The sequence below is a fragment of the Streptomyces sp. TAA486 genome (assembly GCF_000426165.1).
Genome location: NZ_AUEV01000001.1, coordinates 503,251 through 530,051 on the forward strand (window position 1 = coordinate 503,251; position 26,801 = coordinate 530,051).

24 protein-coding genes and 1 riboswitch are annotated in these 26,801 nt (G+C 69.9%); of the genes, 15 read left to right on the forward strand and 9 right to left on the reverse strand.

Annotated features, from left to right (window positions below):
• Positions 1–9: 9 nt before the first annotated feature.
• The 3 genes from rsgA to I004_RS0102345 form a co-directional block, all read right to left on the reverse strand.
• Positions 10–1,020, reverse strand: coding sequence for a ribosome small subunit-dependent GTPase A (gene rsgA, locus I004_RS0102335; protein WP_028434173.1), 1,011 nt, complete (start codon positions 1,018–1,020; stop codon positions 10–12).
• Positions 1,021–1,034: 14 nt separating this feature from the next.
• Positions 1,035–2,399: a 3-phosphoshikimate 1-carboxyvinyltransferase gene (gene aroA / locus I004_RS31665; RefSeq protein ID WP_051344600.1), complete on the reverse strand. Its 1,365-nt coding sequence runs from the start codon at positions 2,397–2,399 to the stop codon at positions 1,035–1,037.
• 97 nt (positions 2,400–2,496) lie between these two features.
• Positions 2,497–3,210: a M50 family metallopeptidase gene (locus I004_RS0102345; protein WP_028434174.1), complete on the reverse strand. Its 714-nt coding sequence runs from the start codon at positions 3,208–3,210 to the stop codon at positions 2,497–2,499.
• Positions 3,211–3,328: 118 nt separating this feature from the next.
• On the opposite strand from I004_RS0102345, the gene I004_RS0102350 reads away from it, so the two are divergent.
• From I004_RS0102350 to I004_RS0102395, 10 genes are all read left to right on the forward strand, one after another.
• Positions 3,329–4,147: an SOS response-associated peptidase gene (locus I004_RS0102350; RefSeq protein WP_028434175.1), complete on the forward strand. Its 819-nt coding sequence runs from the start codon at positions 3,329–3,331 to the stop codon at positions 4,145–4,147.
• 166 nt (positions 4,148–4,313) lie between these two features.
• On the forward strand, positions 4,314–5,051 hold the full coding sequence (locus I004_RS0102355; RefSeq protein ID WP_486579680.1) for an alpha/beta hydrolase family protein: 738 nt from the start codon (positions 4,314–4,316) through the stop codon (positions 5,049–5,051).
• A gap of 245 nt (positions 5,052–5,296) precedes the next feature.
• Positions 5,297–5,947 carry a sigma-70 family RNA polymerase sigma factor gene (locus I004_RS0102360; RefSeq protein ID WP_028434177.1) on the forward strand — a complete coding sequence of 217 codons (651 nt, stop codon included), beginning with the start codon at positions 5,297–5,299 and terminating at the stop codon, positions 5,945–5,947.
• Positions 5,944–6,303: a mycothiol system anti-sigma-R factor gene (gene rsrA / locus I004_RS0102365; protein WP_028434178.1), complete on the forward strand. Its 360-nt coding sequence runs from the start codon at positions 5,944–5,946 to the stop codon at positions 6,301–6,303. The genes I004_RS0102360 and rsrA overlap by 4 nt, the downstream gene beginning before the upstream one ends.
• 220 nt (positions 6,304–6,523) lie before the next feature.
• Complete coding sequence (locus I004_RS31670; RefSeq protein ID WP_078510740.1) at positions 6,524–8,011, forward strand: HD-GYP domain-containing protein; 1,488 nt, start codon at positions 6,524–6,526, stop codon at positions 8,009–8,011.
• Positions 8,008–9,252, forward strand: a complete 1,245-nt coding sequence (locus tag I004_RS0102375; protein WP_028434179.1) for an HD domain-containing protein — start codon at positions 8,008–8,010, stop codon at positions 9,250–9,252. The genes I004_RS31670 and I004_RS0102375 overlap by 4 nt, the downstream gene beginning before the upstream one ends.
• 174 nt (positions 9,253–9,426) lie before the next feature.
• A complete protein-coding gene (locus I004_RS0102380; RefSeq protein ID WP_028434180.1) occupies positions 9,427–10,425 on the forward strand; it encodes a tetratricopeptide repeat protein in 999 nt (332 codons plus the stop codon).
• A gap of 111 nt (positions 10,426–10,536) precedes the next feature.
• Positions 10,537–11,196: a peptide deformylase gene (def, locus tag I004_RS0102385; RefSeq protein WP_028434181.1), complete on the forward strand. Its 660-nt coding sequence runs from the start codon at positions 10,537–10,539 to the stop codon at positions 11,194–11,196.
• A gap of 227 nt (positions 11,197–11,423) precedes the next feature.
• Positions 11,424–12,176: a D-Ala-D-Ala carboxypeptidase family metallohydrolase gene (locus I004_RS0102390; RefSeq protein WP_028434182.1), complete on the forward strand. Its 753-nt coding sequence runs from the start codon at positions 11,424–11,426 to the stop codon at positions 12,174–12,176.
• Between the two features lie 92 nt (positions 12,177–12,268).
• Positions 12,269–12,799 carry a hypothetical protein gene (locus tag I004_RS0102395; protein ID WP_028434183.1) on the forward strand — a complete coding sequence of 177 codons (531 nt, stop codon included), beginning with the start codon at positions 12,269–12,271 and terminating at the stop codon, positions 12,797–12,799.
• Between the two features lie 101 nt (positions 12,800–12,900).
• On the opposite strand, the gene I004_RS0102400 is transcribed toward I004_RS0102395, so the two are convergent.
• From I004_RS0102400 to I004_RS0102425, 6 genes are all read right to left on the reverse strand, one after another.
• The gene (locus I004_RS0102400; RefSeq protein WP_051344601.1) at positions 12,901–13,962 is read right to left on the reverse strand and encodes a ribonucleotide-diphosphate reductase subunit beta; all 1,062 of its coding nucleotides are present in this window, start codon (positions 13,960–13,962) and stop codon (positions 12,901–12,903) included.
• On the reverse strand, positions 13,953–16,385 hold the full coding sequence (locus I004_RS0102405) for a ribonucleoside-diphosphate reductase subunit alpha (RefSeq protein WP_028434185.1): 2,433 nt from the start codon (positions 16,383–16,385) through the stop codon (positions 13,953–13,955). The genes I004_RS0102400 and I004_RS0102405 overlap by 10 nt, the downstream gene beginning before the upstream one ends.
• Positions 16,386–16,564: 179 nt before the next feature.
• Positions 16,565–16,693, reverse strand: a riboswitch (cobalamin riboswitch).
• 45 nt (positions 16,694–16,738) lie between these two features.
• Positions 16,739–17,239: a GNAT family N-acetyltransferase gene (locus I004_RS0102410; protein ID WP_028434186.1), complete on the reverse strand. Its 501-nt coding sequence runs from the start codon at positions 17,237–17,239 to the stop codon at positions 16,739–16,741.
• Positions 17,240–17,317: 78 nt separating this feature from the next.
• Complete coding sequence (gene mctP / locus I004_RS0102415; protein WP_028434187.1) at positions 17,318–18,946, reverse strand: monocarboxylate uptake permease MctP; 1,629 nt, start codon at positions 18,944–18,946, stop codon at positions 17,318–17,320.
• Positions 18,943–19,227 (reverse strand): DUF3311 domain-containing protein, encoded by a 285-nt coding sequence (locus tag I004_RS0102420; RefSeq protein WP_028434188.1) that lies wholly within the window; start codon positions 19,225–19,227, stop codon positions 18,943–18,945. Before I004_RS0102420 ends, mctP begins: the two co-directional genes overlap by 4 nt.
• 197 nt (positions 19,228–19,424) lie before the next feature.
• Entirely contained in the window at positions 19,425–20,222 is a 798-nt protein-coding gene (locus I004_RS0102425) for a GntR family transcriptional regulator (RefSeq protein ID WP_028434189.1), read from the reverse strand.
• 325 nt (positions 20,223–20,547) lie between these two features.
• On the opposite strand from I004_RS0102425, the gene I004_RS0102430 reads away from it, so the two are divergent.
• The 5 genes from I004_RS0102430 (at position 20,548) to I004_RS0102450 (ending at position 26,749) form a co-directional block, all read left to right on the forward strand.
• On the forward strand, positions 20,548–21,816 hold the full coding sequence (locus I004_RS0102430) for an extracellular solute-binding protein (RefSeq protein ID WP_028434190.1): 1,269 nt from the start codon (positions 20,548–20,550) through the stop codon (positions 21,814–21,816).
• A gap of 106 nt (positions 21,817–21,922) precedes the next feature.
• A complete protein-coding gene (locus tag I004_RS0102435) occupies positions 21,923–22,921 on the forward strand; it encodes a carbohydrate ABC transporter permease (protein WP_028434191.1) in 999 nt (332 codons plus the stop codon).
• Positions 22,918–23,817: a carbohydrate ABC transporter permease gene (locus tag I004_RS0102440; protein ID WP_486579682.1), complete on the forward strand. Its 900-nt coding sequence runs from the start codon at positions 22,918–22,920 to the stop codon at positions 23,815–23,817. Before I004_RS0102435 ends, I004_RS0102440 begins: the two co-directional genes overlap by 4 nt.
• Before the next feature lie 137 nt (positions 23,818–23,954).
• Positions 23,955–25,565: a glycoside hydrolase family 3 N-terminal domain-containing protein gene (locus I004_RS0102445; protein ID WP_028434193.1), complete on the forward strand. Its 1,611-nt coding sequence runs from the start codon at positions 23,955–23,957 to the stop codon at positions 25,563–25,565.
• Between the two features lie 158 nt (positions 25,566–25,723).
• Positions 25,724–26,749: an SIS domain-containing protein gene (locus tag I004_RS0102450; RefSeq protein WP_486579725.1), complete on the forward strand. Its 1,026-nt coding sequence runs from the start codon at positions 25,724–25,726 to the stop codon at positions 26,747–26,749.
• Positions 26,750–26,801 lie beyond the last annotated feature (52 nt).

Below are 26,801 nucleotides of genomic sequence, written 5' to 3' on the forward strand. Positions count from 1 at the left end.
ATGTGGTGTTCAGTCGCCTTCGTGCAGTTCGCGCGTCGCCAGCAGCCTACGCAGCGAGTGAAGCCGCTGCGGGTCGGCGTGGCCCTCCGAGACCCACCGGTCGAGGGCGCAGTCCGGCTCGTCGTGGCTGCACGCGCGTGGGCACTCGGCGGTGCCCGGTTCGAGGTCGGGGAAGGCGCCGATGACGCGCGACGCGTCGACGTGGTGCAGCCCGAAGGAGCGCACGCCCGGGGTGTCGATCACCCAGCTCCCCTCTTCCCGGAGCGGCAGGGCGAGCGCGGACGTCGTGGTGTGGCGACCGCGCCCCGTCACGGCGTTGACGTGTCCGGTGGTGCGTCGCCGCTCCTTGGGTACGAGGGCGTTCACCAGGGTGGTCTTGCCGACGCCGCTGTGCCCGACGAACACGGTGACCCGCCCGTAGAGCGATTCGCGCACGCGTTCCGCCGCCTCGCCGTCGGCGAGTTCGGTGCGGTTGGTCACGACGTGTGGCACGCCGAGGGGCGTGTACTTCTCCAACAGCGGTTCGGCCGGGGCGAGATCGGACTTGGTCAGTACGAGCAGCGGATCCAGCCCGGCGTCATAGGCGGCGACCAGACAGCGGTCGATCAGGCGCGGCCGTGGTTCCGGGTCGGCGAGCGCGGTGACGATGGCCAGCTGGTCGGCATTCGCGACGACGACACGTTCGTACGGGTCGTTGTCGTCGGCGGTGCGCCGCAGCACGGACGTGCGCTTCTCGACGCGGACGATGCGCGCGAGGGTGTCCTTGGCGCCGGACAGGTCGCCGACGACGGCCACTTCGTCACCGACGACCACGCCCTTGCGGCCGAGTTCGCGCGCCTTCATCGCGGTGATCGTGCGCCCGTCGACGAGGCAGGTGAACCGGCCCCTGTCGACAGTGAGCACCATGCCCTGCGCCGCGTCCTCGTGCTTGGGGCGGGTGTGCGTACGCGGACGGCTGCCCTTGCGGTTGGGACGTACGCGGACGTCGTCCTCGTCGGTGTGCTTGCCGTAGCGGCGCATCGCCGGGCCCGCCCTCAGGCGCTCTCTTCGACGCGTGAGCCGCCGCTCGTACCGTTCACGCCGTCCGCGCCGAGCATCTCGGCCCACATGCCGTCGAAGCCGGGGAGGGTCTTGCCCGTGGTGGCGATGTCCTCGACCTTCACGCCCTCGGTCACCAGACCGAGAAGGGCAGCGGCGGTGGCCAGGCGGTGGTCGTCGTAGGTGTGGAAGACGCCGCCGTGCAGGGGGCGTGGGCGGATGCGCAGGCCGTCCTCGGTCTCGGTGACGTCGCCGCCGAGACCGTTGATCTCCTTGGTGAGCGCAGCGAGCCGGTCCGTCTCGTGCAGGCGCAGATGGCCGACGCCGCGCAGCACCGACTCCGAATCGGCCAGGGCGGCCACGGCGGCGATGCCGGGTGTGAGCTCACCGACGTCGCTCAGGTCGACGTCGATGCCGTGGATGCGGCCGCTTGCGGTGAAGGTCAGCCCCTGCTCGTCCAGCACGCACGAGCCGCCCATCTCCGTGAAGATGCGGCGCAGCGCGTCCCCGGGCTGAGTGGTGTGCTCCGGCCAGTCGGGGACGGTGACCCGGCCGCCCGTGACCAGGGCGGCGGCGAGGAAGGGCTGTGCGTTGGACAGGTCGGGCTCGACGACCAGCTCCCGGCCGAGGAGGGCCCCGGGCGTGACCCGCCAGACGTTGGGCTCGCCGCCGTCCTCCGGCGCGTCGACCTGCGCCCCGGCCTTGCGGAGCATGTCGATCGTCATGCGGATATGAGGCATCGAGGGAAGAGAGGCACCGACGTGACGCACCTCGACGCCCTGGTTGAAGCGCGGCCCGGACAGCAGCAGCGCGCTCACGAACTGGCTGGAGGCCGACGCGTCGATCTCCACGGCACCGCCGGCGAGGGAACCGGTGCCGTGCACCGTCATCGGCAGGCGTCCCCGGCTGTCGTCGTCGATGCGGGCGCCCAGCACCCGCAGTGCGTCGATGACTCCGTGCAGCGGACGTTCGTACGAGCGGGGGTCGCCGTCGAGACGCACCGGGCCGTCCGCGAGTGCGGCGAGGGGCGGCAGGAACCGCATCACGGTGCCCGCGTTGCCGACGTCGGCGGTGGCGGGACCGCGCAGTGCCGCCGGGATCACGCGCCAGAACTCTCCGGTGCCCTCGGAGCCCACACCCTCCTCGACGTGCACGCCGAGCGCGCGCACGGCGTCGGCCATCAGCAGCGTGTCCCGCGAGCGCAGCGGGCGGCGCAGCACACCGGTGTCCGCGGCCAGGGCGGCGAGCACGAGACCGCGGTTGGTGACCGACTTCGAACCGGGCACGGCGACGGTCGCGTCGACGGGTGCTTGCGCGAACGGCGCGGGCCACAGAGGGGCGGAGACGGTCTGCTCGGTCATGGGATTCACCTTAGTCGTTCGGCCGGTTCGCCGATCTCGGCGGAAGCCCGCAGCGGACCGCGTTTCCGCAGGCCTCCGCAGAGGCCCGCGCTACGGCTCACAGGCCGAGCAGCCAGCGCCCGCCGCCGATCAGCGAGCACATCGACACCAGGTGGAAGAGGAGCAGCCAGACCGCGGCCGGCAGGTGGCTCAGGCGTGAGAGCTGGTCCGCGTCCGAGTCCGGGGCGCCTCCGCGGCGGCGCTTCCCCTGGAGCTCGAAGACCGGCCGTACGCCGCCGAGCAGCAGGAACCAGACCACGACGTAGGCGAATCCCGCCTGCACCTGCGGCTCCGTCAGCCAGGAGACGAGGACGAAGGCGCCGCCGGTGAGGAGGACCGTCAGAACGCCGTAGGCGTTGCGGATCATGGTGAGCATCGCCAGGAGCAGGGCGGTGGCGCTCCATAGGAGGAGCGTTATGTGGTTCGCGGCCAGCAGCCACGCACCGCCGAGACCGAGCAGCGAGGGCGCCGCGTAGCCCGCCGCCGCGGTGAGAACCATCCCGATGCCGGTGGGCTTGCCGCGGGAGAGCGTGAGTCCGGAGGTGTCGGAGTGCAGGCGGATTCCCTCCAGCTGCCGTCCGGACAGCAGGGCGATCAGACCGTGGCCGCCCTCGTGCGCGATGGTGACCGCGTTCCGTGACAATCGCCACACGCCGTGCGGTACGACGACGGCGAGGGCTATGACGGCGGTGGTGAGGACCAGCCACTGGTCGGGGTCGGGCTGTGTGCCGAAGACCCGGTCCCACAGGCCGGCGATGCTCGTCGTGTCCATTCTGTCCTTTGTCCTCCCGGCGCGGCATGAACTGCCCCGCACCCCTTCTCGTTGAGCGGAACGCGCTTCTCCGTGAACGCGGGGCGCTCCACATCAGTGCCGTGGCAGTGTGGCACTCATGTGCGGACGCTATGCAGCAAGCCGGAGACCCGAGGATCTGGTAGCGCTCTTCGGTGTGGAGATGTGGGAGCCCAGCGAGACCCTGGCGCCCGACTGGAACGTCGCCCCCACGAAGCAGGTGCACGCGATACTTGACCGCCCCTTGAAGGGAACGCAGAACCCGCGCCCCGTGCGGCAGTTGAGGACCCTGACGTGGGGGCTCGTACCCGCGTGGGCACAGTCGCCGGACATGGGCGCGAAGATGATCAACGCCAGGGCCGAGACGGTGCACGAGAAGCCGGCGTACCGGCGGCCGTTCGCTGCCCGCCGGTGCCTCCTCCCGGCCGACGGCTACTTCGAATGGGTAACCGCCAAGGGCGAGCTCCAGCTGGAGCAGGAGGGGAAGAGGAAGCGGCCGCGGAAGCAGCCGTACTTCGTGACGCCCGTGGACGGATCCGTGATGGCGATGGCCGGGCTGTACGAGTTCTGGCGCGACAGCACGCTGCCCGACGACCACCCCAGGGCCTGGTGGACCACCTGCACCGTGGTCACCACGGAGGCGGAGACGGCGCCGCTGGCGGGGCCGTCCGGCGAGGACGGTCCCAAGTCGCTCGCGGACATCCACCCGCGGATGCCGCTGATGCTGCTCCCTGACCGCTGGAACGCCTGGCTGGACCCGGCCCGCCGGCCGCAGGAGGAGCTGCGGGAGCTGCTGGAGCCCCCGCCCCCGGGGATGATGCGCGCGTACCCGGTCTCCACCGGAGTGAGCAACGTGCGCAACAACGGCGCGGATCTCGTCAGGGAGCTCACCGGGCCTGAGGTCGGCACGCTGTTCTGACGTGCCCGCCGCCGGCCACGGGACCACTGACGACTGACCACTGACCAGGGGACACGGACCGGCGGTCTGCCGGAGCCCACGACCACGGGCCATGGATCCGCTGATGCGCCGACCAGTGACGGGGACGGTACAGGGACGGGGACGAGACGGGGCAGGATGGCTTTCCATGACCAAGAAAGCCGCAGGCGCCGGACAGGGCGCGCACGCCGACCACGCCGGGGCCGAGGGGAACGCCACCGAGGGGAACGCCACGCAGAGCGCCCGGACCGTCCCCACACCCGCCGGAGACGCCCGCATCACCTGGCACACCGCCCGTGGTGCCCGTGCCGTGCTCGCCCTCGGCCACGGCGCGGGCGGCGGGATCGAGGCGCGGGACCTGCGGGCGCTCGCCGCTGTCCTTCCTCCGGCGGGGATCACCGTAGCGCTCGTCGAGCAGCCGTGGCGCGTGGCCGGCAAGAAGGTCGCGCCCGCGCCGAGGACCCTCGACGCCGCTTGGCGGGAACTGTGGCCCGCGCTGTGCTCGCCGGGCCTCCCCGTCGTCGCGGGCGGGCGCAGCGCCGGGGCACGTGTGGCGTGCCGTACGGGCAGCGAGCTCGGCGCCGCGGCGGTGCTCGCGCTGTCGTTCCCGCTGCATCCCCCGGGAAAGCCGGAGAAGTCCCGCGTCGACGAGCTGACCGGTGCTGGCGTGCCGGCGCTCGTGGTGCAGGGCGGGCGCGACCCCTTCGGCCGCCCCGCGGAGTTCCCCGAGGGCACGCGGATCGTGGAGGTGCCGCACGGCGACCACGGCTTCGCCGTGCCCAAGAGTGCCGACATCGGTCAGGAGGAGGCCATGACCTTGCTCACGGACGCCGTCACCGACTGGCTGTCCGGGCTGTCCCTCACGTCCGACGGCGGCCGCGGATGACTACGGGACGCGGGAATGAACACCCGTGGCGGATGTGTTCAGGGCAGAGTCAAACTTTCGACACCAAGGGAGCCGTCAGCATGGGTTCTGTCGCTTGCCCGCAGCGTCCGCAGGCTGCCGACCTGGACTGGGCCACGGTCGCGCTCGCCGGCGGGACGGCGACCGGGGCGGCGCGCGGAGCGGAAGGTCGTCTATTCTCCGATTCGGGCGGGTCCGCCATCGGGCTTGCCGTAGCACCGGAGGAGGTGGGTCCGGTCACCGGGACCGAAGACGGCGAGAACGCCGGACAGGAGACCGAGGCGGAGCGCAGTGCCCGCTTCGAGCGGGACGCGCTGAACTACCTCGACCAGATGTACTCGGCTGCGCTGCGCATGACGCGGAACCCGGCAGACGCCGAGGACCTCGTGCAGGAGATGTACGCGAAGGCGTACGCCTCCTTCCACCAGTTCCGTGAAGGAACCAACCTCAAGGCGTGGCTGTACCGGATCCTCACCAACACTTTCATCAACTCCTACCGCAAGAAGCAGCGCGAGCCCCAGCGCAGCGCGGCGGAGGACATCGAGGACTGGCAGCTCGCACGTGCCGAGTCGCACATGTCGACGGGGCTGCGCTCCGCCGAGGCGCAGGCGCTCGACCACCTGCCGGACTCCGATGTGAAGGAGGCCCTGCAGGCGATCCCGGAGGAGTTCCGCATCGCGGTGTATCTGGCGGATGTGGAGGGGTTCGCCTACAAGGAGATCGCCGACATCATGGGGACGCCGATCGGGACCGTCATGTCCCGGCTGCACCGTGGCCGGCGGCAGCTGCGCGGCATGCTGGAGGACTACGCGCGTGACCGCGGTCTTGCCTCCGCGGGCACCGGGCAGTCGCACGACGGGAAAGGTTCGGGCTCATGAGTTGCGGAGAGCCGCACGAGACGGACTGCTCCGAGGTGCTGGACCACCTCTACGAGTACCTGGACCGGGAAATGCCGGACAGTGACTGCGAGAAGTTCAAGGAGCACTTCGACGAGTGCTCTCCCTGTCTGGAGAAGTACGGCCTCGAGCAGGAAGTCAAGAAGCTCGTCAAGCGCTGCTGCGGTCATGACGACGTGCCTTCCGACCTGCGCTCGAAGGTGATGGGCCGGATCGAGCTCATTCGCGCGGCCGAGGCGGCCGGAGCCGAAGTCCCGGGCGGGACGCCCGAGTCGGAGACCGAGGACACCGGCGCAGCGCAGTCGCAGAGCGTCCCCGGGCGCAAGAAGTACGCCTGACGCGATGTAGCGCTCTCCGTGCGCGCGGCCGCGGCGCCGCGTCTCCGGATGCGGCGCATCCATAGGACGGCCGCGAGCGCCGTGCCTTGTGGATCCGCTTGTTCTCACTCAAAGGTGTGAGAACTTGGCGTCGCCTGCGGGGGATTGAGCGGGATGACCCCCACTGCCCCCGCAGTCGTCCTATTCTCCCCTTCCACCGTGGTACGGGGAGGTGTTTCCGATGCGTGCAGGGCGAGCCCGTCTGCCGTGGGCGGCACGCGGGCTCATCGTGTGCGCGGCGTCGGGTGCCTTGTGGTGTGCGGCCCCCGCGCTGCTGGACCTTCCCGGCGTCGAGTGGGGCGTCCTGGTGCCGCTCGCCGCCCTCTACGCGATCTGTGAATTCGCGCCGCGCTGCCCGCTGATGGGCCACAAGGTTCCGGGAAACATGGGCGCCTTCTTCCCCGTCCTCCTGACCGGCGCCTTCCTCCTGCCGCCTGCGGCCGCTGCGCTCGTACCGTTGCCGGGAGCGTTGATCGGCCGCGTCGAACCGCGGCACGCCGGCGCGCGCCACGCATGGCATGCGGCTCAACTGGCCCTCGCCGCCTGGGCGTCGGCGCAGGTCTGTGCGCTGGTCGACGGCAGCCTGTCCGTCCCCGCGTACGGGACCGGCTCAGGCCCGGGGTCCGCCCCGTTCGTGCCCGGGTTTCCCGCCCTGCTGGTGGCTGCCGCTGCCGCGGCCCTCACCTTCTGCGTGGTGGTCACCACGCTCGACGGTGCCGTACTCGTCGCCGCCGAGCGGTGCGCGCTGCGGGCCGCCTGGCGCGGACAGTTCCAGCGGGCTGCTGCGCCCCAACTGCTGCACGGACTCGTCGGGTTGATGATGGCAGTGCTGTGGCGCAGTCCGTACGGACCGGCCGCGGCGTTCTTCGTACTGCTGCCGATGTACATCTGCTGCTGGGTGTTCGCCCAGTACCACCGTGAGCGCGGCGCCCACCAGTCGACGATCCGGGCGCTGGTGCAGGCCGTCGACATCAAGGACCGCTACACCCGCGGACACAGTGAACGGGTCGGCCGTGCGTCCGCCCTGATAGCGCGCGAACTCGGCATGGACGACGAGCGGACCGAGGCGCTTCGCTTCGCCGGCATCCTCCACGACGTCGGCAAACTCGGCGTCCCCACACGGCTGTTGCGCAAGGAGGGCCCGCTCACGCCCGAGGAGCGCCGCGTCATCGAGCTGCACCCCGAGTACGGGCACGAGATGGTCCGCGGCATCGGCTTCCTGGAGGAGGCGCGCGCGGCGATCCTGCACCACCACGAGCGGCTGGACGGCAGCGGCTATCCGTACGGGCTCGTGGGCGCCGAGATCCCCGAGTTCGCGCGGGTCGTGGCCGTGGCCGACGCCTTCGACGCGATGACCTCCACACGCAGTTACCGCCGTGCACGGCCGGTGGGGAGTGCGGTGGCTGAGCTGAAGCGTTGCGCGGGCACGCAGTTCGATCCGCGGATGGTGTGGGCGCTGTCGCGGGCCCTTGACCGGCGGGAGTGGTCGCCGGCCGTCACGGCGGACCGCACGGGCGGGAACGTGCCGATGGCGCGGGCCAACGCCGAACGGGCCGAGCCCGCCCAGTGGGCGGCGGACGGCAGCGAGAGCCGCGCGGACGTCGACGGCGCTCCCGCGGACGCGACCCTCCAGGCCGAGGAGGCCAAGGCCGGGCGGCCGCCGGTATGAGGTCCGTCGTCGCACTGTGCCGCGCCGCGGCCGTCGCCCTCTGCTGTGCCGCGCTCGGCATCACGCTGTGGCGAGGGCTCGAACAGCCTTGGGTGGCGCTTGCGTTCGCCGCTGTCGTCGCGGTCGGCGAATCCGCACGGGTGCAACTGCCCGGCCGTGACCACGACGGCCGCGCTCCCACCAGCGCGCCCCTGGGAGCCGCCGGGGCTCTCGGCTACGCCCTGCTCGGCGAGGTCGGCGGCCGGGCCACCTCGCACGGTGTCTTTCAGGTCGTCGCTGTGGTGATCGTCGCCGCCCTGGCAGGCCATGCTCCCCGTGCGATGAGAGGCCCCTCCCTCGAAGTGGACCACGCCCTGCGCGGAGTGCTCGCCGTCGGCTTCGCCGCCACGTGTTTCCAACCCCTGTACAACTCCGGCGCGTTGACGCACTCGGTGGGGCGCAGCCCGTACTACGCGCTCTTGCTGCTCGCCGTCACGCTGCTGACGGGGCTCTGCGACGCCGTCCTGGCGGCCGTGTTCGCCGCGGTCAGCACCCGCAGGGCCATCGGCCCGCTGCTCCGCGACCAGGTGCGCGCCCGCGTCGGGATAGCCCCGGCCATCGGGGCGACGGGAGCAGTGATCGCGCTCGCCGTTGCCGCCGCCGGGCTCTGGGTGCTGCCCGTCTTCTGCGTACCGCTGCTGCTCACACAGTTCTCCTTCGGCAGGTACACGTCCGTACGCTCGACGTACCGGCAGACCATTGCTTCCCTCGCACGCTCCACCGAGGTGGCGGGCTACACGCCGCCCGGCCATGCGCGCAGGGTCGCCGAGCTCAGCTGCGCGGTCGGGCGCGAGCTGGGGCTGACCGAGCCCGACCTCACCGTGCTGGAGTACGCGGCACTCATGCACGACATCGGCCAGCTCTCCCTCGTCGATCCGGTCGCTTCGGGGGCCACGGAAGGGCTCGACCCCGAGCTTCAGCGCCGTATCGCCCTGCTGGGCGGCGCGGTGGTGCGTCAGACAGGCGTTGCGTCGGACGTCGCTGTGGTGGTCGAACGGCAGGCAAGTCCTTTCCGTGAGCAACCGCTCACAGCGCGTATCGTCCGTGCCGCCAACGCTTATGAGGACATGGTCGCCGGGAAGGCTTCCATCGAGAGGTCGTTGCGGGCGATCGAGAAGCTCAGGCTCGGGTGCGCACACGACTACGAACCACGCGTCGTGGAGGCCCTGTCACGCGTGGTGTCGCGCGGGGCCACGAGTTGACGCCCGGGTAGTGAGCAGGCCTCCGCACGGGCATGGTTGGATGCGAGAGGGGAACTCCGGGGAGGGCGCAGGCCGTGCTCACAGAGGGCACGGGGCAGTCGGACGAAGAGCGCCGTGAGCAGGAGTGAGTGCGAGCAGCAGCCGGTCGACAGGCGGGAATCAGGCGGGAACATCGTGAGGATCTTCGGCAGGGTGAGGCACCGTCCCTCCGCCTCGTGGCGGCAGGCGACGGACCGTGCTTTCACGCTCATCGGCGACGGTCGCTACGAGGACGCGGACGCTCTGCTCACAGAGGCCGCCGACCTCGAGCCGTGGCTGTCGGAGTCCTGGTTCAATCTCGCGCTGCTGCACAAGTTCCGGCACGACTGGGAGCAGGCCCGCACCGCGGGGCTGCGCGCCGTCGCGCTGCTGGAGCGCCAGACGGGCGCTCCCGACTGGTGGAACGTGGGCATCGCCGCCACAGCGCTGCAGGACTGGCCGCTGGCCCGCCGCGCCTGGCAGGCGTACGGGCTGCGCGTGCCCGGGCAGTCACAGACCGCGTCGGTCGCCGAACCGTCCGGCATGCAGCTGGGAAGCGCGGCCGTCCGGCTCTCGCCGGAGGGCGAGGCCGAGGTCGTGTGGGGACGCCGCATCGACCCGGCGCGCGTCGAGATCCAGAGCATCCCGCTCCCGTCCTCCGGACGGCGCTGGGGCGAGGTGGTGCTCCACGACGGCGTGCCGCACGGCGAACGCACCACGAGGGGCGGCCCGTCCTTCCCGGTCTTCGACGAGATCGAGCTCTGGGCGCCCTCGCCCGTACCCACATGGGTGGTTCTGCTGCAGGCGGCCACCGAGGCCGACCGTGACGCGTTGGAGCGGCTGGCCGCGGACGCCGGCTTCGCGGCGGAGGACTGGTCGTCCTCGGTGCGGCTGCTGTGCCGCACGTGCTCGGAGAGCAGCATGCCTGCAGACGAGGGCGACGGTTCCACGCACGTCGACCCGCACGACCACAGTTCGCCGGGGCATCCGGGTCCGCTCGGTCACATGACGCCCGGGGGGCCGGGCGACCTGTGGGTCCCCGAGCGTGAGTGCGGCTTGGCCGCGCCGGAGGGTCTCGTACGGGGACTGCTGGACAGCTGGGTCTCGGACAGTCCGGACAGCCGCGAGTGGCGCGATCTCGAAGAGGTCTGCTGACCGGCCTTTACCGGTGAGGTCCGCGCATACCCCTCTCCCGGAACGGCCGCGCCGCACATCCGGCTACGCTGTGAGGCGACGGTTCACGTGGCGAGGAAGGCAAGCGGCGGGATGGCGCGACAGCAGCAGGAGATCAGCGGGGAGTCTGTGGTCGGGGCAGCCGCCACGGCCGGTTCCGGCTTCGTGGACGACACCAGGGACTGCGAGGCCCGCGAGAACGCCCATCGTGAGCGCGGAACGGCACGCCCGATCACCGTCGTCGGGAACCCGGTGCTTCACAAGGAGTGCAAGGACGTCACCTCCTTCGACGACGAACTGGCCTCCCTCATCGACGACATGTTCGCGAGCCAGCGGGCGGCTGAGGGCGTGGGCCTCGCGGCGAACCAGATCGGCGTCGACCTGAAGGTCTTCGTCTACGACTGCGTGGACGACGAGGGCGTGCGGCACGTCGGTGCGGTCTGCAACCCGGTGCTGGACGAACTCCCCGCCGGCAGCCGCAATCTGGACGACTCCAACGAGGGCTGCCTGTCGGTGCCCGGGGCCTACGAGGCCCTCGCGCGTCCCGACTACGCGGTCGTGCGCGGCCAGGACGCCGAGGGCAAGCCCGTCGCCGTGAAGGGCACCGGCTACTTCGCGCGCTGCCTTCAGCACGAGACGGATCACCTCTACGGGTACCTCTACATCGACCGGCTCTCGAAGCGCGAACGCAAGGACGCCCTGCGGCAGATGGCCGAGGGCACGCCGCGGTACGAGACCGTGCCCAACGACTGAGCCGGAGCGGGGCTCCCCGACTTCGCCGTACGACCGCCGCCCGGTGCCGTTGGTGCCGGGCGGCGGTTTTGCTGTGTGGCGGGTTCGTGGCACCGCCGGTTCGCAGCGCGTTCGCCGGGGTGATCGTCATTCAATGGCCTTGTCCATTGGCATTTCCGGGCAGTTGTTGACGCGTTCCCTTTGTCACGACAAGCTCTGTGGTCACTCCCCACATCCATGGAGGCACCATGCCCCGACGTACGGTCAGAGCCGTGCTGACACTTGTCATGGTCGCGGCAGCCGCTCTGGTGGGCACGTCCGCCGTCGCGACCGCGGGACCGGCGCGCGCCGCGGACGGCTGCTTCACCTGGAACCGCGATCTCGCCGAAGGCGCTTCCGGGGACGACGTCAAGCAACTGCAGGTCCGGGTGTCCGGCTATCCGGCGAGCGGTGAAGTCATCGCTGTCGACGGCGAGTTCGGCCCCGCCACGAAGGCCGCCGTGACCCGATTCCAGCAGGCATACGGGCTGAGCGCCAGCGGCAAGGCCGACGCGGCCACGTACAACAAGATCTACGAGCTGCAGGACGACGACTGTTCGCCCGTCCACTTCGCCTTCGGCGAGCTGAACAACTGCAACTCCGACTGGAGCGGCGGAGCCGTCAGCGCCGCGGAGGCCAAGTCCAACGCGCTGCGCACCATGTGGAAGCTGGAGGCCATGCGGCACGCGCTGGGTGACCAGCCGATCAGGGTCACCAGCGGATTCCGCTCCAAGGCATGCAACGACCAGGTGGGCGGCGCCCCTTCGAGCCGCCACCTCTACGGTGACGCGGCCGACCTCGGCGCCGGAGCCCACTCGCTGTGCACGATGGCCAAGGAGGCGCGCAACCGCGGCTTCCACGGAATCCTCGGGCCGGGCTACCCGGGGCACGACGACCACACTCACGTGGACCACCGCTCCAGCAAGTACTGGGACGCCCCCAACTGCGGGGTCACCTCCTGACGTGCGCGAACCCCACGTCCACGGATCTCACTCGCACGACTCGCTCACCCGACGCCAGCCCTGATCCATTCCAGGAAGGAAACCAACCCCCCATGAACAGAAAGATCGCCCTGCGGGCAGCCGTCGGCGCTTCGGCGATGGCACTCGCGATCTTCTCCACCGCGTACGTGGCGGAGGCAACGACCGCCGAGCCCAAGGACGCGAGCCCGCTCGCAAAGATGAGCCACTCCGCCGCGGCGAGCAAGCTCAACGGGGCCGGCATCGGCATCACGTCGAGCGGCGGCTGCTCGGACCGCAACCAGCCCAACTGCACCTCGCTGGAGCAGGTCAACTCGGCGACGATCGACGGGGCCATCACCCTCAAGAACGCCAGCAAGTGCGACCTGACCGTCACGGGCGGCACCGAGACCGGCCACGCGAGCGGCACGTACAGCCACTGGAACGGCTACAAGCTCGACTTCCACATGACGAGCTGCCTGACCAACTACGTCAAGAACACCTTCACCTCCATCGGTGGAAACAAGTGGCAGTCCGGCTCGGGGAACATCTACTTCGATGAGAGCAATCACTGGGACGTCACGTTCCACAACTGCGGAGGCTGCCTGAAGGGTGGCAAGGGCTGAGCGAACTGGCTCCGCTGGAACAGGAATTGCGAACGAGGGGGCCGCGCCGGAAGCGCGGCCCCCTCGCCCGTGCCCGCGACTGACTCGGAAGCCTTCGTCGGTCAGAAGTCGTCGTCGAAGGCGACCGACCCCTCGACGGCCACCTGGTAGGCCGAGGCCCGCCGCTCGAAGAAGTTGGTCAGCTCCTGCACGTTCTGCAGTTCCATGAAGGAGAACGGGTTGCTGGCCCCGTAGCGCGCCGGGAAGCCCAGCCGCACGAGCCGCTGGTCGGCGACGGCCCGCAGATACTGCTCCATCGACTCGGTGTTCATCCCCGGCAGGCCCTCACCGCACAGGTCGCGGGCGAACTGCAGCTCCGCCTCCACAGCCTCCTCCAGCATCTCCGTCACCTCCTTCTCCAGCTCCGCGTCGAAGAGTTCCGGCTCCTCCTCGCGCACTGTGTCCACGACGTCGAAGGCGAAGGACATGTGCATCGACTCGTCACGGAAGACCCAGTTGGTGCCGGTGGCCAGCCCGTGCAGCAGTCCACGGGAGCGGAACCAGTAGACGTAGGCGAACGCCCCGTAGAAGAAGAGCCCCTCGATGCAGGCCGCGAAACAGATCAGGTTCAGCAGGAAGCGCCGCCTGTCCGCACGGGTCTCCAGCCGATCGATCCGCTCCGTGCCCTCGCCCTCCTCGAGCGCCGCCATCCAGCGGAAGCAGAACTGCGCCTTCTCCCGGATGGACGGGATGTTCTCGACGGCAGCGAAGGCCTCCGCGCGCTCGTCGACGTCCGGCAGATATGTGTCCAGCAGCGTCAGATAGAACTGGACGTGCACGGCCTCCTCGAAGAGCTGACGCGAGAGATACAAGCGCGCCTCGGGGGAGTTGATGTGCTTGTAGAGGGAGAGCACGAGATTGTTCGCCACGATCGAGTCACCCGTGGCGAAGAACGCGACAAGGCGGCTGATCATGTGCTGCTCGCCGGGCGTGAGCTTGGCGAGGTCGGAGACGTCGGAGTGGAGGTCGACCTCCTCCACGGTCCAGGTGTTCTTGATGGCGTCGCGATAGCGGTCGTAGAAGCCGGGGTAGCGCATCGGGCGCAGCGTCAGCTCGAAGCCCGGATCGAGCAGATTCCCCGCGGGGCGGCTGTGGTTGTTCTCGGCGCTGGTCGTCAATGGCATGCCTCGCAGGACTCGGGGTTCTCCAGGGAGCAGGCGGCGGGGTCGTCCCCCGGCGTCGCATCCTGCTGATCGGGGACGGCAGGGGCTGCTGCCGGGGTCGTGCCGGTGCCGCCCGCAGCACGGGCGATCCGCGTCGCCGGGCGCGAACGCAGGTAGTAGGTGGTCTTGATGCCGCTCTTCCAGGCATAGGCGTACATCGAGCTGAGCTTGCCGATCGTCGGTGCCGCCATGAACAGGTTGAGCGACTGGCTCTGGTCGAGGTACGGGGTGCGGGCGGCCGCCATGTCGATCAGTGAGCGCTGCGGCAGTTCCCACGCGGTGCGGAAGAGCCGGCGGACGTCCTCGGGGATGCGCTGGATGTCCTGCACCGAGCCGCTGCTCTCGCGCAGTTGCTCCCGGGTGCGCTCGTCCCACAGCCCGAGCCGCTTCAACTCCGCGACCAGATAGGCATTCACCTGCAGGAACTCGCCGCTCAGCGTTTCCCGCTTGAAGAGGTTGGAGACCTGCGGCTCGATGCACTCGTACACGCCGGCGATGGCGGCGATGGTCGCGGTCGGTGCCACGGCGAGGAGCAGGGCGTTGCGCATACCGGTCCGGGAGATGCGGGCGCGCAGGGCCGACCAGCGCTCCGGCCAGGCCTGTTCGGCCTGCGGATAGTGGTCGGGGTGCAGCACTCCGCGCGCCGTACGGGTCTCCTGCCAGGCCGGCAGCGGGCCGTACCGCTCGGCAAGGTCGGCACTGGTGTCGTACGCGGCGAGCATGATCCGTTCGGAGATCCGCGTGGACAGCTCGCGCGCCGCCTCGGAGTCGAAGGGAAGCCGCATGCGGAAGAGGACGTCCTGGAGACCCATCAGGCCGAGCCCGACCGGCCGCCAGCGGGAGTTGGAGCGCTCGGCCTGCTCCGTCGGGTAGAAGTTGATGTCCACGACACGGTCGAGGAACGTCACGGCGGTGCGGACGGTGGAGTCCAGCCGCTCCCAGTCCATCTCGCCCGACTCGCTCACGTGGGCCGCGAGGTTGACGGATCCCAGGTTGCAGACGGCCGTCTCGCCGTCGTCGGTGACTTCCAGGATCTCTGTGCACAGGTTCGAGGAGTGCACGATGCGGCCCGGCCGGGCGGTCTGGTTGGCGGTGCGGTTGGAGGTGTCCTTGAACGTCATCCAGCCGTTCCCCGTCTGCGCGAGGGTGCGCATCATGCGCGCGTACAGCTGACGGGCGGGCACCTGCCGCACGGCGAGGCCTTCGGCCTCGGCCTCGCGGTAGGCGGCGTCGAACTCCTCGCCCCACAGGTCGGTGAGCCGCGGAACGTCGGCGGGCGAGAACAGCGACCAGCCGGCGTCGGCCTCCACACGGCGCATGAACTCGTCCGGGACCCAGTGCGCGAGGTTGAGGTTGTGCGTGCGCCGGGCTTCCTCGCCGGTGTTGTCACGGAGCTCCAGGAACTCCTCGATGTCCGCGTGCCACGTCTCCAGATAGACGCACGCGGCTCCCTTGCGCCTGCCGCCCTGGTTCACGGCGGCGACGGACGAGTCCAGCGTGCGCAGGAACGGCACGATGCCGCCGGAGTGCCCGTTGGTGCCGCGGATCAGCGAACCGCGGGCACGGATACGGGAGTAGGACATACCGATGCCGCCCGCGTGCTTCGAGAGCCGCGCCACCTGCTGGTAGCGCTCGTAGATCGAGTCCAGCTCGTCCTTCGGCGAGTCCAGCAGGTAGCAGGACGACATCTGCGCATGCCGCGTACCGGAGTTGAAGAGCGTGGGGGAGGAGGGAAGATACGCGAGCGAACTCGTCAGGGCGTAGAGCTGCGCCACCTCCTCGGCCGACTGTGCCGACTCGTCCGCGGCCAGCCCGCAGGCGACGCGGAGAAGGAAGTGCTGCGGTGTCTCGATCACCTGCCGGCTCGGGGGATGGCGCAGCAGATAGCGCGAGTACACCGTGCGGAGACCGAAGTAGCCGAAGCGGTCGTCCGCCCCGCCGGCGACCGCGTCCTCGACCAACGCGTCCAGGCGCTCCGCGTGCGACCGCACGAACTCGGCCGTGCGGTCGGCGATGAGGCCCTCGCGGTGCCCCGTCGTGACGGAGGACGAGAAGGACTCCGCGCCCTGGCCACGGGCCTCGTCGCGGATCGCGAGCGTGAGCAGCCGCGCCGCGAGCTGCGAGTACGCGGGCTCCTCGCCGATGAGCCCGGCGGCCTCCTCTGCGGCGAGCGCCCGCAACTCGGCTTCGCCGGCGCCCTGTCGGCGGCCGCGCAGCACCGCCGTGGCGATCCGCTCGGCCCCGGTGCCCGGCAGGTCGGCGGTCAGCTCGGTCAGGGTGCGCAGCAGCGCGGCGTCGTCGGCCGGTGGCGGCGCCGACGCGGCCGTGGGGGCACGCGCGGCTCCCGCCGTGGCTTCTGGTGCGGGTGCGGGTGCGATGGTCACGGGATGTGCTCTCCCTCGCTCGGATCAGCTACCGGATCACCGGGGGAGCGCACAGGCGGGCGCAGAAAGGGCATGCCGCGTCGGCAACGCGGCGGTCCTCGCGGCGTCCACCGGCCCAACCCTCGGGACCCGGACGTCAGTCGACACGGCCGGCAGGCACTCGGACTCGCGACGACGGCTCATCGCAACTCATGCCGGAAGGGATCCGGGCAGAGCGGAGCAGCACATCGCACACCGTTGCGGGACAGTTCCGGATTCGCACCGGATTCCCCTGCGCGGCAGCGAGTACGAGCATACATCTAGTGGCGGGATGCGCCACTCACCCCCACATGTTGTGTCGGGGGAGTGGAAGATCACAGTTCCAGGGCGAAGGCGCGCAGAAACAGGCCCGGATACGGCTCCCAGTCCCTCTCCGGTGTGCGGACGAACCCCAGTCGTCCGTACAGCCGGTGCGCCGCCGACATCTCCTCGGTGCTGCACAGCACGAGCCGTATCAATTCCCGTTCGCGCGCCCGGTCCACACACGCCCGCACCAGGGCCTCGCCCGCCCCGCGCCCGCGCCCCTCGGGCTTCACGGCCAGCATCCTGAACTCGCCCTCGCCGGGGCCTGCCAGGTCCGCGTACTCCCCGCCGTCCCCGACGAAGGCGACCGCGCCGAGCATCGAGCCCGTGGCGGTGTCGACGGCGACGAGCAGCTCCGTATGCTGCGCGCGGCGCCGCGCCGCACGCAGCACGGCCAGATACGGGTCGTCCGCGCCGAACGTCAGCAGGCCGTCCCCGAGGTACGCACGCGCGGTCAGCTCGCCCACGTCCTCCAGCTCGTCGTCCCGCGCCGGTCTGATGGTGATGTCCATGGAACGAGCATGCCGCGCCCCACTGACAATCGAGCTGTCAGTGGGGCGCGGGCGGTATCCGTTGTGGTGGGGGTGCGATCAGCCTGCGGCGGTCGGCGCCGGCAGCTCCTCCTTGACGCCCGGGTCGCCGGCGTCCGCCGTGTAGTCCGACGGGCGCGTCTCGTCGATGCCGTCAGGCGCCTTCACGGCCCGCAGCACGAAGGTGAGCGCAACGGCGACGACCACGTTGAGCACGAAGGCGGTGAGGCCGATGTAGCCCATCTCCCCGATGCCCGGGATGATGTCGTTGGGCCCGCCGAAGTGCTTCTGCGACGGCAGCGTCGGCGACGGGACGCCGTACGCCGTCAGCGTGCCGTAGAGCATGCCCACGGCCCAGCCGGCCAGGAGCGCCCACCGGTGGAACCAGCGGGTGAAGAGGCCGCCGACGAGTGCAGGGAACGTCTGGAGGATCCAGATGCCGCCCAGCAGCTGGAAGTTGATCGCCACCGTCTTGTCCATGCCGAGCACGAAGATCAGGGCGCCGACCTTCACCAGCAGCGAGGTGACCTTGGAGACCTTGGTCTCCTCCGCGGGTGTGGCGTTCGGCCGGAGGAAATCCTTGTAGATGTTCCTGGTGAACAGGTTCGCGGCCGCGATGGACATGATGGCGGCCGGTACGAGCGCGCCGATCCCGATCGCGGCGAAGGCGACGCCCGCGAACCAGGACGGGAACATGTTCTCGAAGAGCTGCGGGATCGCCAGCTGCCCGTTCTTGACCTTGATTCCCGCCGCGATCGCCATGAAGCCCAGCAGTGCGAGCAGGCCCAGCATCAGCGAGTACAGGGGCAGGATCGTGGTGTTCCGGCGGATCACGTTGCGGCTGCGGCTGGAGAGCGTCGCGGTGACCGAGTGCGGATACATGAAGAGTGCGAGCGCGGAGCCCAACGCCAGCGTCGCGAACGCCCACTGGTTGGCCGAGCTCGGAGTCAGTTCGCCCTTCGGCTTCCCGGTGGTCGGGTTCGTCTGCGACAGGGCGTCGCCGGCCTTGGCGAAGATGTCGTCGAAGCCGCCGAGCTTGATGGGGATGTAGATGATCGCCACCGCGATGACGATGTAGATCAGCGTGTCCTTGACGAAGGCGATCAGCGCCGGCGCCCGCAGTCCGGACGAGTAGGTGTAGGCAGCCAGCACCGCGAACGCGATCAGCAGCGGCAGGTCCTTGATGAACCAGTGCGTCGACTCGCCACCGCCGATGCCCATGACGTCCAGCACCGACTGGATGCCGACCAGCTGCAGCGCGATGTACGGCATCGTTGCCAGGATGCCCGTCACGGCCACGGCGAGCGCCAGCGACTTGGACCCGAAGCGGCCGCGCACGAAGTCCGAGGTCGTCACGTATCCGTGGCGGTGCGAGACCGACCAGAGCCGGGGCAGGAAGGTGAAGATCAGCGGGTAGACGAGGATCGTGTACGGAACGGCGAAGAAGCCTGCCGCGCCCGCCGCGTAGATCGCCGCCGGCACCGCCACGAAGGTGTAGGCCGTGTAGAGGTCACCACCGAGCAGGAACCATGTGACCCACGTCCCGAAGCTGCGCCCGCCCAGGCCCCATTCGTCGAGGCTGTCGGCGTTCTCCGCCTTGCGCCAGCGCGCGGCCAGGAAGCCCATCACGGTGACGAGGACGAAGAAGAAGATGAAGACGGCCAGTGCGACTCCGTTGACCCCGCTCATCGGGCACCGTCCTCTCCGCGGGCGCGCCGCTGCGCGTTGTCACGCTTGACGAGCTTGTACGCGACCATCGTCAGCACCGCGGAAACAAGCACCCACAGCATCTGGTACCAGTAGAAGAACGGCATCCCGATGAAAGTGGGTTCAGTGCGGGCATAGGAGCTGACCCACAGAAGCGCGACGAACGGGACGAAAAGGCACAGTCCGATGACGACCCGTATCGGCGTGATGGCGGGTGGCTGCGACTCCGGCGCGGTCTCGGGTGTTTCGGGGGGCGCTGACATGCCTCGGCTCCGTCCGTCGGGTATTCCTGTCGAGACGCGCAGGAAATCTAAACGAGCGGTTCGGCCCCCGTCACTACCTGCACGGATAACGGAACGGCACCTTTTGTTTCGCGGGAGACGAGATGCGCCCTACGCGCCTCGTGCAAGCCCGGTCTGCCTCAAGGCAGTTCGCCGATCTTTGTCCCGTATGAGCTGTATCAGCCGTTCTGACCGGGCCGCGGGCGCTGGAGGTTGGCGACGAACTTGTAGCGGTCGCCCCGGTACACGGAGCGCACCCACTCCACGGGCTCTCCCTCCGTGTCGAGCGAGTGCCGCGAGAGCATCAGCATGGGCAGGCCGACATCGGTGCCGAGCAGGCCGGCCTCGCGCGGTGTGGCGAGCGACGTTTCGATCGTCTCCTCGGCCTCTGCGAGATGGATGCCGTAGACCTCGGCGAGAGCCGTGTACAGCGACGTGTACTTCACCAGGCTGCGGCGCAGCGCCGGGAATCGGCGCTGTGAGAGGTGGGTCGTCTCGATCGCCATCGGTTCGCCGCTGGCCAGGCGCAGGCGCTCGATGCGCAGTACGCGCCCGCCGGTGGGGATGTCGAGGGCGTCGGCGAGGCGGTCGTCGGCGGTGACGTAGCCGATGTCCAGCAGCTGCGAGGTCGGTTCGAGCCCCTGGGCGCGCATGTCCTCCGTGTACGAGGTGAGTTGCAGCGCCTGGGAGACCTTGGGCTTGGCGACGAAGGTTCCCTTGCCCTGGATCCGCTCCAGGCGCCCCTCGACGACGAGTTCCTGCAGGGCCTGGCGCACGGTCGTACGCGAGGTGTCGAACTCGCTCGCGAGAGTGCGCTCAGGAGGCACCGGAGTGCCCGGCGGCATGGTCTCCGTCATCTCCAGCAAGTGCCGCTTGAGCCGGTAGTACTTGGGCACGCGAGTGGTCCGCGCGCCGCCGTTGCCGCTTCCCGACTCCGGCTCTGCCGCGGCTGTGACCGCGCCCCCGTCCGTACTCATGGCTCGCCTTCCCGTTCGTGTTCGTGCCCCGTCACCGGATTCCTCCGTGTGCGCGGGCCGTGCCGACTGCCCGCCCTCCGGCTCCGGTTACGGCACCGGCGCGGGGGCGTTTCCGGTGGTGTCCCGGCCTCCGCCCTCCGTTCCGGCTGTACTTCGCGGCTCACATCGTGGCACGTGCTCGGCCCTGCGGGACTCTCCCGCCCAGATGTCGTTCCGATAACGGAACCGGCGGCTCGGATTCTGCACCGTTGACAGGGTTATAGGTCTAGGCCAAGCTGCGGACTGGTCTAAACCATTAGCCCAGATCCAGGCGTTGGAGGATGCCGTGAGACGAGGACTCATCGCCGCGACAGGAATCGCGGCTCTGATGGCGGGCGTTGCGGCCTGCGGCCCGGGTGGTGAGTCGGAGTCCGGTGCCGACGGCTTCAAGGGCCAGACGCTGACCCTGTGGGCCATGGACGGATCCACGCCCAAGACGTGGGAGAAGGACGTCAAGGCGGCTTTCGAGAAGAAGACCGGAGCGAAGCTGAGGCTCGAGGTCCAGCAGTGGAACGGGATCCAGCAGAAGTTGACCACCGCGCTCTCGGAGCCCGACCCGCCGGACGTCATCGAGGTCGGCAACACCCAGACCCCGGCGTACGCGAAGACGGGCGGGCTCGCCGACCTCGGTGACCTGAAGAAGAGCATCGGCAAGGACTGGACGGAGTCCGTCAACAGGTCAGCCGTGTACGGCGGCAAGCAGTATGCGGCGCCCTGGTTCGCGGTCAACCGCACTGTCATCTACAACAAGCGGATCTGGGCCGACGCCGGCATCGACAAGGCCCCCGAGACACGTGCGGAGTTCTTCGACGCGCTCGGCGCCATCGAGAAGAAGACCGATGCCGAGCCGCTCTACCTCCCCGGCCAGAACTGGTACTTCTTCGACGGCCTGCTCATCGGCAAGAAGGCCGAACTGGTCAAGAAGCGGGGCGGCAAGTGGGTCTCGAACCTCGACGACCCCAAGGTCGGCGCTGCCATGGAGCTCTACGAGAAGTACGCGTCGTACTCCAAGGCCCCCAAGGACAAGGACGAGGCCACGCCTCAGCAGGCGGAGGTCTTCGCCAAGGGACGGACGGGCGCGTTCATCGGCCTGGGATGGGAGGCGGCGACCGCGGTCGAGGACAACCCTGGGATCAAGAAGGACATCGGGTACTTCACCATCCCGGGTGAGAACGCGGACAAGCCCGAGGGCGTCTTCCTCGGCGGCTCCAACCTGGCCGTCGCCGCGGGAAGCGAGAAGCAGGAACTCGCCAAGGAATTCCTCAAGATCGCGCTCTCCGACAGGTTCGAGGGCGCCCTCGCGGAAGAGGGCGGCGTGATACCGAACAAGACCTCCCTGCAGAAGAAGCTCGAGGGCAACCCGGCCGCCGAGGCGGCGGCGCCCGCCGTCGCGGACGGCGGACTGACACCGCTGATCCCCCAGTGGGCCGCCGTGGAGAACCCGCCGAATCCCGTGAAGAGGTATATGACCGCCGTGCTGAAGGGGAAGTCGCACGCCGCGGCTGCCAAGTCGGTCGAGGACGAGATCAACAAGAGGCTCTCGCAGAAGCAGTGACGCCCCCGGGCTGCCGGGGTGCAGGCAGTCGTGTTGCCGGAGGGGGTGGCACGACTGCCGGCACACCGGCAGCCCGGGCTCTTCGACCACGGGAGTTGGAGCACAGATGTCAGTGCAGACCGACGACGCACCGCCACCGGTGCGCAGCACACCTCGCACAACACGGCCCGGGCCGCGCCCGGACGCCGTCGGCCCGGGCGCCGGACGGAATCGCGCGGGCGCCCGCAGGCTGCCGTACCTGCTGCTGCTCCCGGCGCTCGCGGCCACCGCCGTACTCCTCGGCTGGCCGCTCGTGATGAACGGCCTGCTCTCCTTCCAGAACCTCAACATGACGCAGCTGATCCAGCACGTCACCGAGTGGGCAGGCACGGACAACTACCGCGCCACGCTTGGCAGTGAGGACTTCTGGCGGGTCACGCTGCGGTCCGTGCTCTTCACCGCCGTCAACGTCGCCGTGATCATGCTGTTCGGCACGCTGACGGGGCTGCTGCTCGCCCGGCTCGGCCCGCGCATGCGGCTGCTGTTCTCCTCCGGTCTCGTGCTCGCCTGGGCGATGCCGGTCATCGCCGCGACGACGGTCTACCAGTGGCTGTTCGCGCAGCGATTCGGCGTCGTCAACTGGGTGCTGGACGCGGTTGGTCTCCACTCCATGGCGGACTTCAACTGGACCGGCGGGCAGATCCCGACGTTCTTCGTCATCTCGCTGCTCATCGTGTGGACGTCGGTGCCGTTCGTCGCGATCAACCTCTACGCGGCCACGACGACGATCCCCAAGGAGCTGTACGAGGCCGCCGCGCTGGACGGTGCGAGCGCCCGTCAGAGCTTCGCCACGGTCACCCTTCCCTTCCTGCGGCCGTTCCTCCTGGTGACGACGTTTCTCGAAGTCATCTGGATCTTCAAGGCGTTCCCGCACATCTTCGCGATCAACGAGGGCGGGCCGGACCGTCTCACCGAGACCCTGCCCGTCTACGCATTCGTCGAAGGCGTCGGGAACCAGCACTACGGCACGGGCGCGGCCATCTCCGTCCTCACCATCGTGATCCTGCTCGGGCTGATGTCGTACTACCTGCGCGCCGCCATGCGCCAAGAGGAGGACGAGAAGTGACAGCGACAGCAACGCCGGTGGGCGGACGGCGCCCGGTACGGGGTGTGAGCCGGCGGCCCCGCCGCGGCCGCGCTCGTCTGTGGGCTCGCGCGTGGCCCAACGCGACGGCCCTCGTGCTCTTCGCGGGCTTCGTCTTTCCCGTCTACTGGATGTTCAACACGGCGTTCAAACCGAACAGCGACATCGTCACCGACACCCCGGTCTGGTTCCCCTCACGCCCCACGCTGGAGCACTTCGCCACCGCCGTACGGGCCGAGAACTTCCTGACGCTGGTGCGGAATTCCGTCACCGTGACGCTTCTCGCGGTCGGATTCGCGCTGCTCATCGCACTGTTCGCCGCGTTCGCGCTGGCACGCATGCGCTTCGCGGGACGCAAGAGCATCATCCTCACGTTCATGGTCGCGCAGATGGCCCCGTGGGAGGTCATGGTCATCGCGATCTACATGACCGTGCGGGACGCCGACATGCTCAACAGCCTTGTGCCGCTGACCTTGTTCTACGCCGTGATGGTGCTGCCGCTGACCGTGCTGACGCTGCGCGGCTATGTGGCAGCCGTGCCGAAGGAACTGGAGGAGTCGGCGATGGTGGACGGCTGCGGTCGCACCCAGGCATTCCGCAGGGTGATCTTCCCCCTGCTGGCCCCCGGCGTGATGGCCACCTCGCTCTTCGGGTTCATCACGGCGTGGAACGAGTTCCCGATGGTGCTCATCCTGAACAAGGACGCACAGTCCCAGACCCTGCCGCTGTGGCTGTCCGGGTTTCAGACGGCGTTCGGGGACGACTGGGGTGCCACCATGGCCGCCGCCTCGCTCTTCGCCGTGCCGATCCTGCTGCTCTTCCTGTATCTCCAGCGGAAGGCAGTCAGCGGCCTCACCTCCGGCGCGTTGAAGGGATAGCCGAGCGGAGACCGTGCGGGCCGGAAAGCCGCACGGACGACGACGGAAGGACGAACAGGAACGGCAGGACGATCCGCACGACGAGCCCGCGACCGATCTCCCGGCGAGGGGCCACCAGTGAAGGGACAATGCGCCATATGACCACGCTCGCAACAGGCACCGAGAGCCTCACTCGGGACGCTCTGACCGTGCTCCAGCCCGGCTTCACCGGCACCAGCGCGCCCGAGTGGCTGCTGCGGCAGCTCGGTGAAGGGCTCGCCTCCGTCGGCCTGTTCGGACGCAACATCGAATCGCCGGAGCAGCTCGCCGCGCTCACCGCCCAGCTGCGCGAGGTGAGGCCCGAGGTGCTGGTCGCGATCGACGAGGAGGGCGGCGACGTGACCCGCCTGGAGGCGCGCACGGGATCGTCGTTCCCCGGAAACCTCGCCCTGGGCCACGTCGACGACACCGCTCTCACGCGCGCGGTCGCGCACGAGCTCGGCCGCCGTCTCGCCGCGTGCGGGGTCAACCTCAACTGGGCGCCCTCCGCGGACGTCAACTCCAACCCCGACAACCCCGTCATCGGCGTCCGCTCCTTCGGCGACGACCCGTTGCTGGTCGCCAGACACACCGTCGCGTACGTCGAGGGGCTTCAGTCGGCCGGTGTGGCCGCCTGCGTGAAGCACTTCCCCGGGCACGGCGACACTGCCGTCGACTCCCACCACGCCCTGCCCCGCATCGACGCCGACATGGGCACCCTGCGCGAGCGTGAACTCGTCCCGTTCCAGGCGGCGATCGACTCGGGTGCCAAGGGCGTGATGAGCGCGCACATCCTGCTGCCCGCTCTCGACGAGTCCCTGCCGGGCACGCTCAGCCCCGCCGCTCTCATGGGTCTGCTACGCGCGTCACACGAGGACGGCGGCCTCGGACACACCGGCCTGATCGTCACCGACGGCATGGAGATGCAGGCCATCTCCGGCACTTACGGCCTGGAGCGGGGCAGCGTCCTGGCCGTCGCCGCGGGAGCGGACGCGCTGTGCGTCGGCGGAGGGCTGGCCGACGAGGAGACCGTGCTGCGGCTGCGCGACGCACTCGTACGGGCCGTTCACGACGGTGAGTTGACGGAGCAGCGCCTCGTCGACGCCGCGGCCCGTGTGCGTACGCTCGCGCGCTGGACGAACGGCGCCGGCGCCGCCGCCCGGGAGCATGCACAGGCCGAAGCAGCGAGGCTCACGGAGTCCGGCGAGGCACGGACCGGCACGACCACCGCTGTCGGCCTCGAAGCTGCCCGCCGCGCCTTGCGCGTCACCGTGCCCGGCGGTGGCACCGCCGCCTCCGGGATGCTGCCGTTCGAGCCGCTCACCGGGCCCGCGTTCGTCGCCTCGTTCTCACCGGCCGCGAACATCGCCGTCGGCGGGGAGACCCCGTGGGGTGTCGCCGCCGAGCTGACACGCCTGCTGCCGGGCACTGCCACCGCGACATACGCGGCGGACGCGGCCCGCGCCGGTTCGTCCGGACCGGTCGCAAGCGTGCTCGCCGATGCGGCGGACCGTAGGATTGTCGCCGTGGTACGTGACGTGCACCGTCATCCGTGGATGGCCGACGCGCTGGACGCCCTGCTCGCCTCACGTCCGGATACCGTCGTGGTCGAGATGGGAGTGCCGCAGGCGCCGCCCGCGGGAGCGCTGCACATCGCCACCCACGGAGCCGCCCGGGTGTGCGGACTGGCAGCTGCCGAGGTCATCGCCGGACATGCCGCCGGCGACTGACACCCTGGGTGCCCCACTCGCCTCCGTCCCTCCGCCCGCTCGTGCGTCACACCGACCTGACAACTCAACTGGAGGCAGCAAGCATGTCCGCCACCTCGGCATCGACACCCGAGCAGGCCTCGTCGCCCGGCCGGTCCCGCACCGCGCCGGGCTGGGTGATGGCCGGTGAGATGGCCGAACAGCCGGCCGTGCTGCGCCGCATCCTCGACGAGGGGGCGCCGAGGATCCGCGAGATCGCCGAGGAGGTCGCGGCCCGCAGCCCCCGCTTCGTGCTCCTGACCGCCCGCGGCACGTCCGACAACGCCGCGCTCTACGCGAAGTACCTGCTGGAGATCCTTCTGGGCAAGCCCTGCGGCCTGACGTCGATGTCCACGACCACTGCCTACGGTGCCCGGCCGGACCTGACGGACTGCCTCGTCATCACTGTCAGCCAGTCGGGCGGCTCGCCGGACCTCGTCGCCTCCACGCGGGCCGCGCGTGAGGCCGGCGCGCTCACCCTCGCGGTGACGAACAACTCCGCCTCGCCGCTGGCGGAGGTCAGCGAGTTCCACATCGACGTCCTGGCGGGCGAGGAGAAGGCCCTTCCGGCGACGAAGACCTACACGGCCGAACTCCTCGCGCTGTACCTCTTCGTGGACGGCATGCGCGGCGGTCAGGGCGCCGGCAAGGCGGAGTTGCTGCCGGACCTGGCGCAGGCGGTGCTCGACCGGCGGTCGGAGGTCAAGGCGCTCGCCGGGCGCTACCGGTTCGCCGAGCGGATGGTGCTCACCTCCCGCGGCTACGGCTACCCGACGGCGAAGGAGGCGGCACTGAAGCTGATGGAGACCAGCTACATCCCCGCGCTGTCCTACTCGGGCGCCGACCTGCTGCACGGCCCGCTGGCGATGGTCGACAACATCTCGCCGGTCATCGCCGTCGTGACCGACGGCAAGGGCGGAGAGGCGCTGCAGCCCGTACTCGACCGCCTCCGCGACCGCGGCGCCGACCTCGTCGTCATCGGCAGCCGCGAGGAGGTGGACCGTGCGTCCGCGGGCTTCGCCCTGCCGACGGAGGGGCTTCCGGAGGAGCTCCAGCCCATCCTCGAGATCATCCCGCTGCAGATGCTCGCGTACGAGGTCACCATCGCCCGCGGCCAGGACCCGGACGCACCCCGCGCGCTGGCCAAGGTGACGGAGACCCGCTGAACCTGGGGCGCCGTCAGTCCCGGGTAGGCGGGGGAGCGGCGCCGCGGATGTG

What these genes read in the sequence shown, in the direction of transcription:
- I004_RS0102420 (WP_028434188.1), bottom strand. Translation starts at nt 19,227, where the DNA reads ATGTCAGCGCCCCCCGAAACACCCGAGACCGCGCCGGAGTCGCAGCCA.
- I004_RS0102350 (WP_028434175.1), top strand. Translation starts at nt 3,329, where the DNA reads ATGTGCGGACGCTATGCAGCAAGCCGGAGACCCGAGGATCTGGTAGCG.
- I004_RS0102390 (WP_028434182.1), top strand. Translation starts at nt 11,424, where the DNA reads ATGCCCCGACGTACGGTCAGAGCCGTGCTGACACTTGTCATGGTCGCG.
- I004_RS0102345 (WP_028434174.1), bottom strand. Translation starts at nt 3,210, where the DNA reads ATGGACACGACGAGCATCGCCGGCCTGTGGGACCGGGTCTTCGGCACA.
- I004_RS0102450 (WP_486579725.1), top strand. Translation starts at nt 25,724, where the DNA reads ATGGCCGGTGAGATGGCCGAACAGCCGGCCGTGCTGCGCCGCATCCTC.
- I004_RS0102435 (WP_028434191.1), top strand. Translation starts at nt 21,923, where the DNA reads ATGTCAGTGCAGACCGACGACGCACCGCCACCGGTGCGCAGCACACCT.
- I004_RS0102375 (WP_028434179.1), top strand. Translation starts at nt 8,008, where the DNA reads ATGAGGTCCGTCGTCGCACTGTGCCGCGCCGCGGCCGTCGCCCTCTGC.
- rsrA (WP_028434178.1), top strand. Translation starts at nt 5,944, where the DNA reads ATGAGTTGCGGAGAGCCGCACGAGACGGACTGCTCCGAGGTGCTGGAC.
- I004_RS0102400 (WP_051344601.1), bottom strand. Translation starts at nt 13,962, where the DNA reads ATGCCATTGACGACCAGCGCCGAGAACAACCACAGCCGCCCCGCGGGG.
- I004_RS0102395 (WP_028434183.1), top strand. Translation starts at nt 12,269, where the DNA reads ATGAACAGAAAGATCGCCCTGCGGGCAGCCGTCGGCGCTTCGGCGATG.
- I004_RS0102410 (WP_028434186.1), bottom strand. Translation starts at nt 17,239, where the DNA reads ATGGACATCACCATCAGACCGGCGCGGGACGACGAGCTGGAGGACGTG.
- rsgA (WP_028434173.1), bottom strand. Translation starts at nt 1,020, where the DNA reads ATGCGCCGCTACGGCAAGCACACCGACGAGGACGACGTCCGCGTACGT.
- I004_RS31670 (WP_078510740.1), top strand. Translation starts at nt 6,524, where the DNA reads ATGCGTGCAGGGCGAGCCCGTCTGCCGTGGGCGGCACGCGGGCTCATC.
- aroA (WP_051344600.1), bottom strand. Translation starts at nt 2,399, where the DNA reads ATGACCGAGCAGACCGTCTCCGCCCCTCTGTGGCCCGCGCCGTTCGCG.
- def (WP_028434181.1), top strand. Translation starts at nt 10,537, where the DNA reads ATGGCGCGACAGCAGCAGGAGATCAGCGGGGAGTCTGTGGTCGGGGCA.
- I004_RS0102355 (WP_486579680.1), top strand. Translation starts at nt 4,314, where the DNA reads ATGACCAAGAAAGCCGCAGGCGCCGGACAGGGCGCGCACGCCGACCAC.
- I004_RS0102445 (WP_028434193.1), top strand. Translation starts at nt 23,955, where the DNA reads ATGACCACGCTCGCAACAGGCACCGAGAGCCTCACTCGGGACGCTCTG.
- I004_RS0102425 (WP_028434189.1), bottom strand. Translation starts at nt 20,222, where the DNA reads ATGAGTACGGACGGGGGCGCGGTCACAGCCGCGGCAGAGCCGGAGTCG.
- mctP (WP_028434187.1), bottom strand. Translation starts at nt 18,946, where the DNA reads ATGAGCGGGGTCAACGGAGTCGCACTGGCCGTCTTCATCTTCTTCTTC.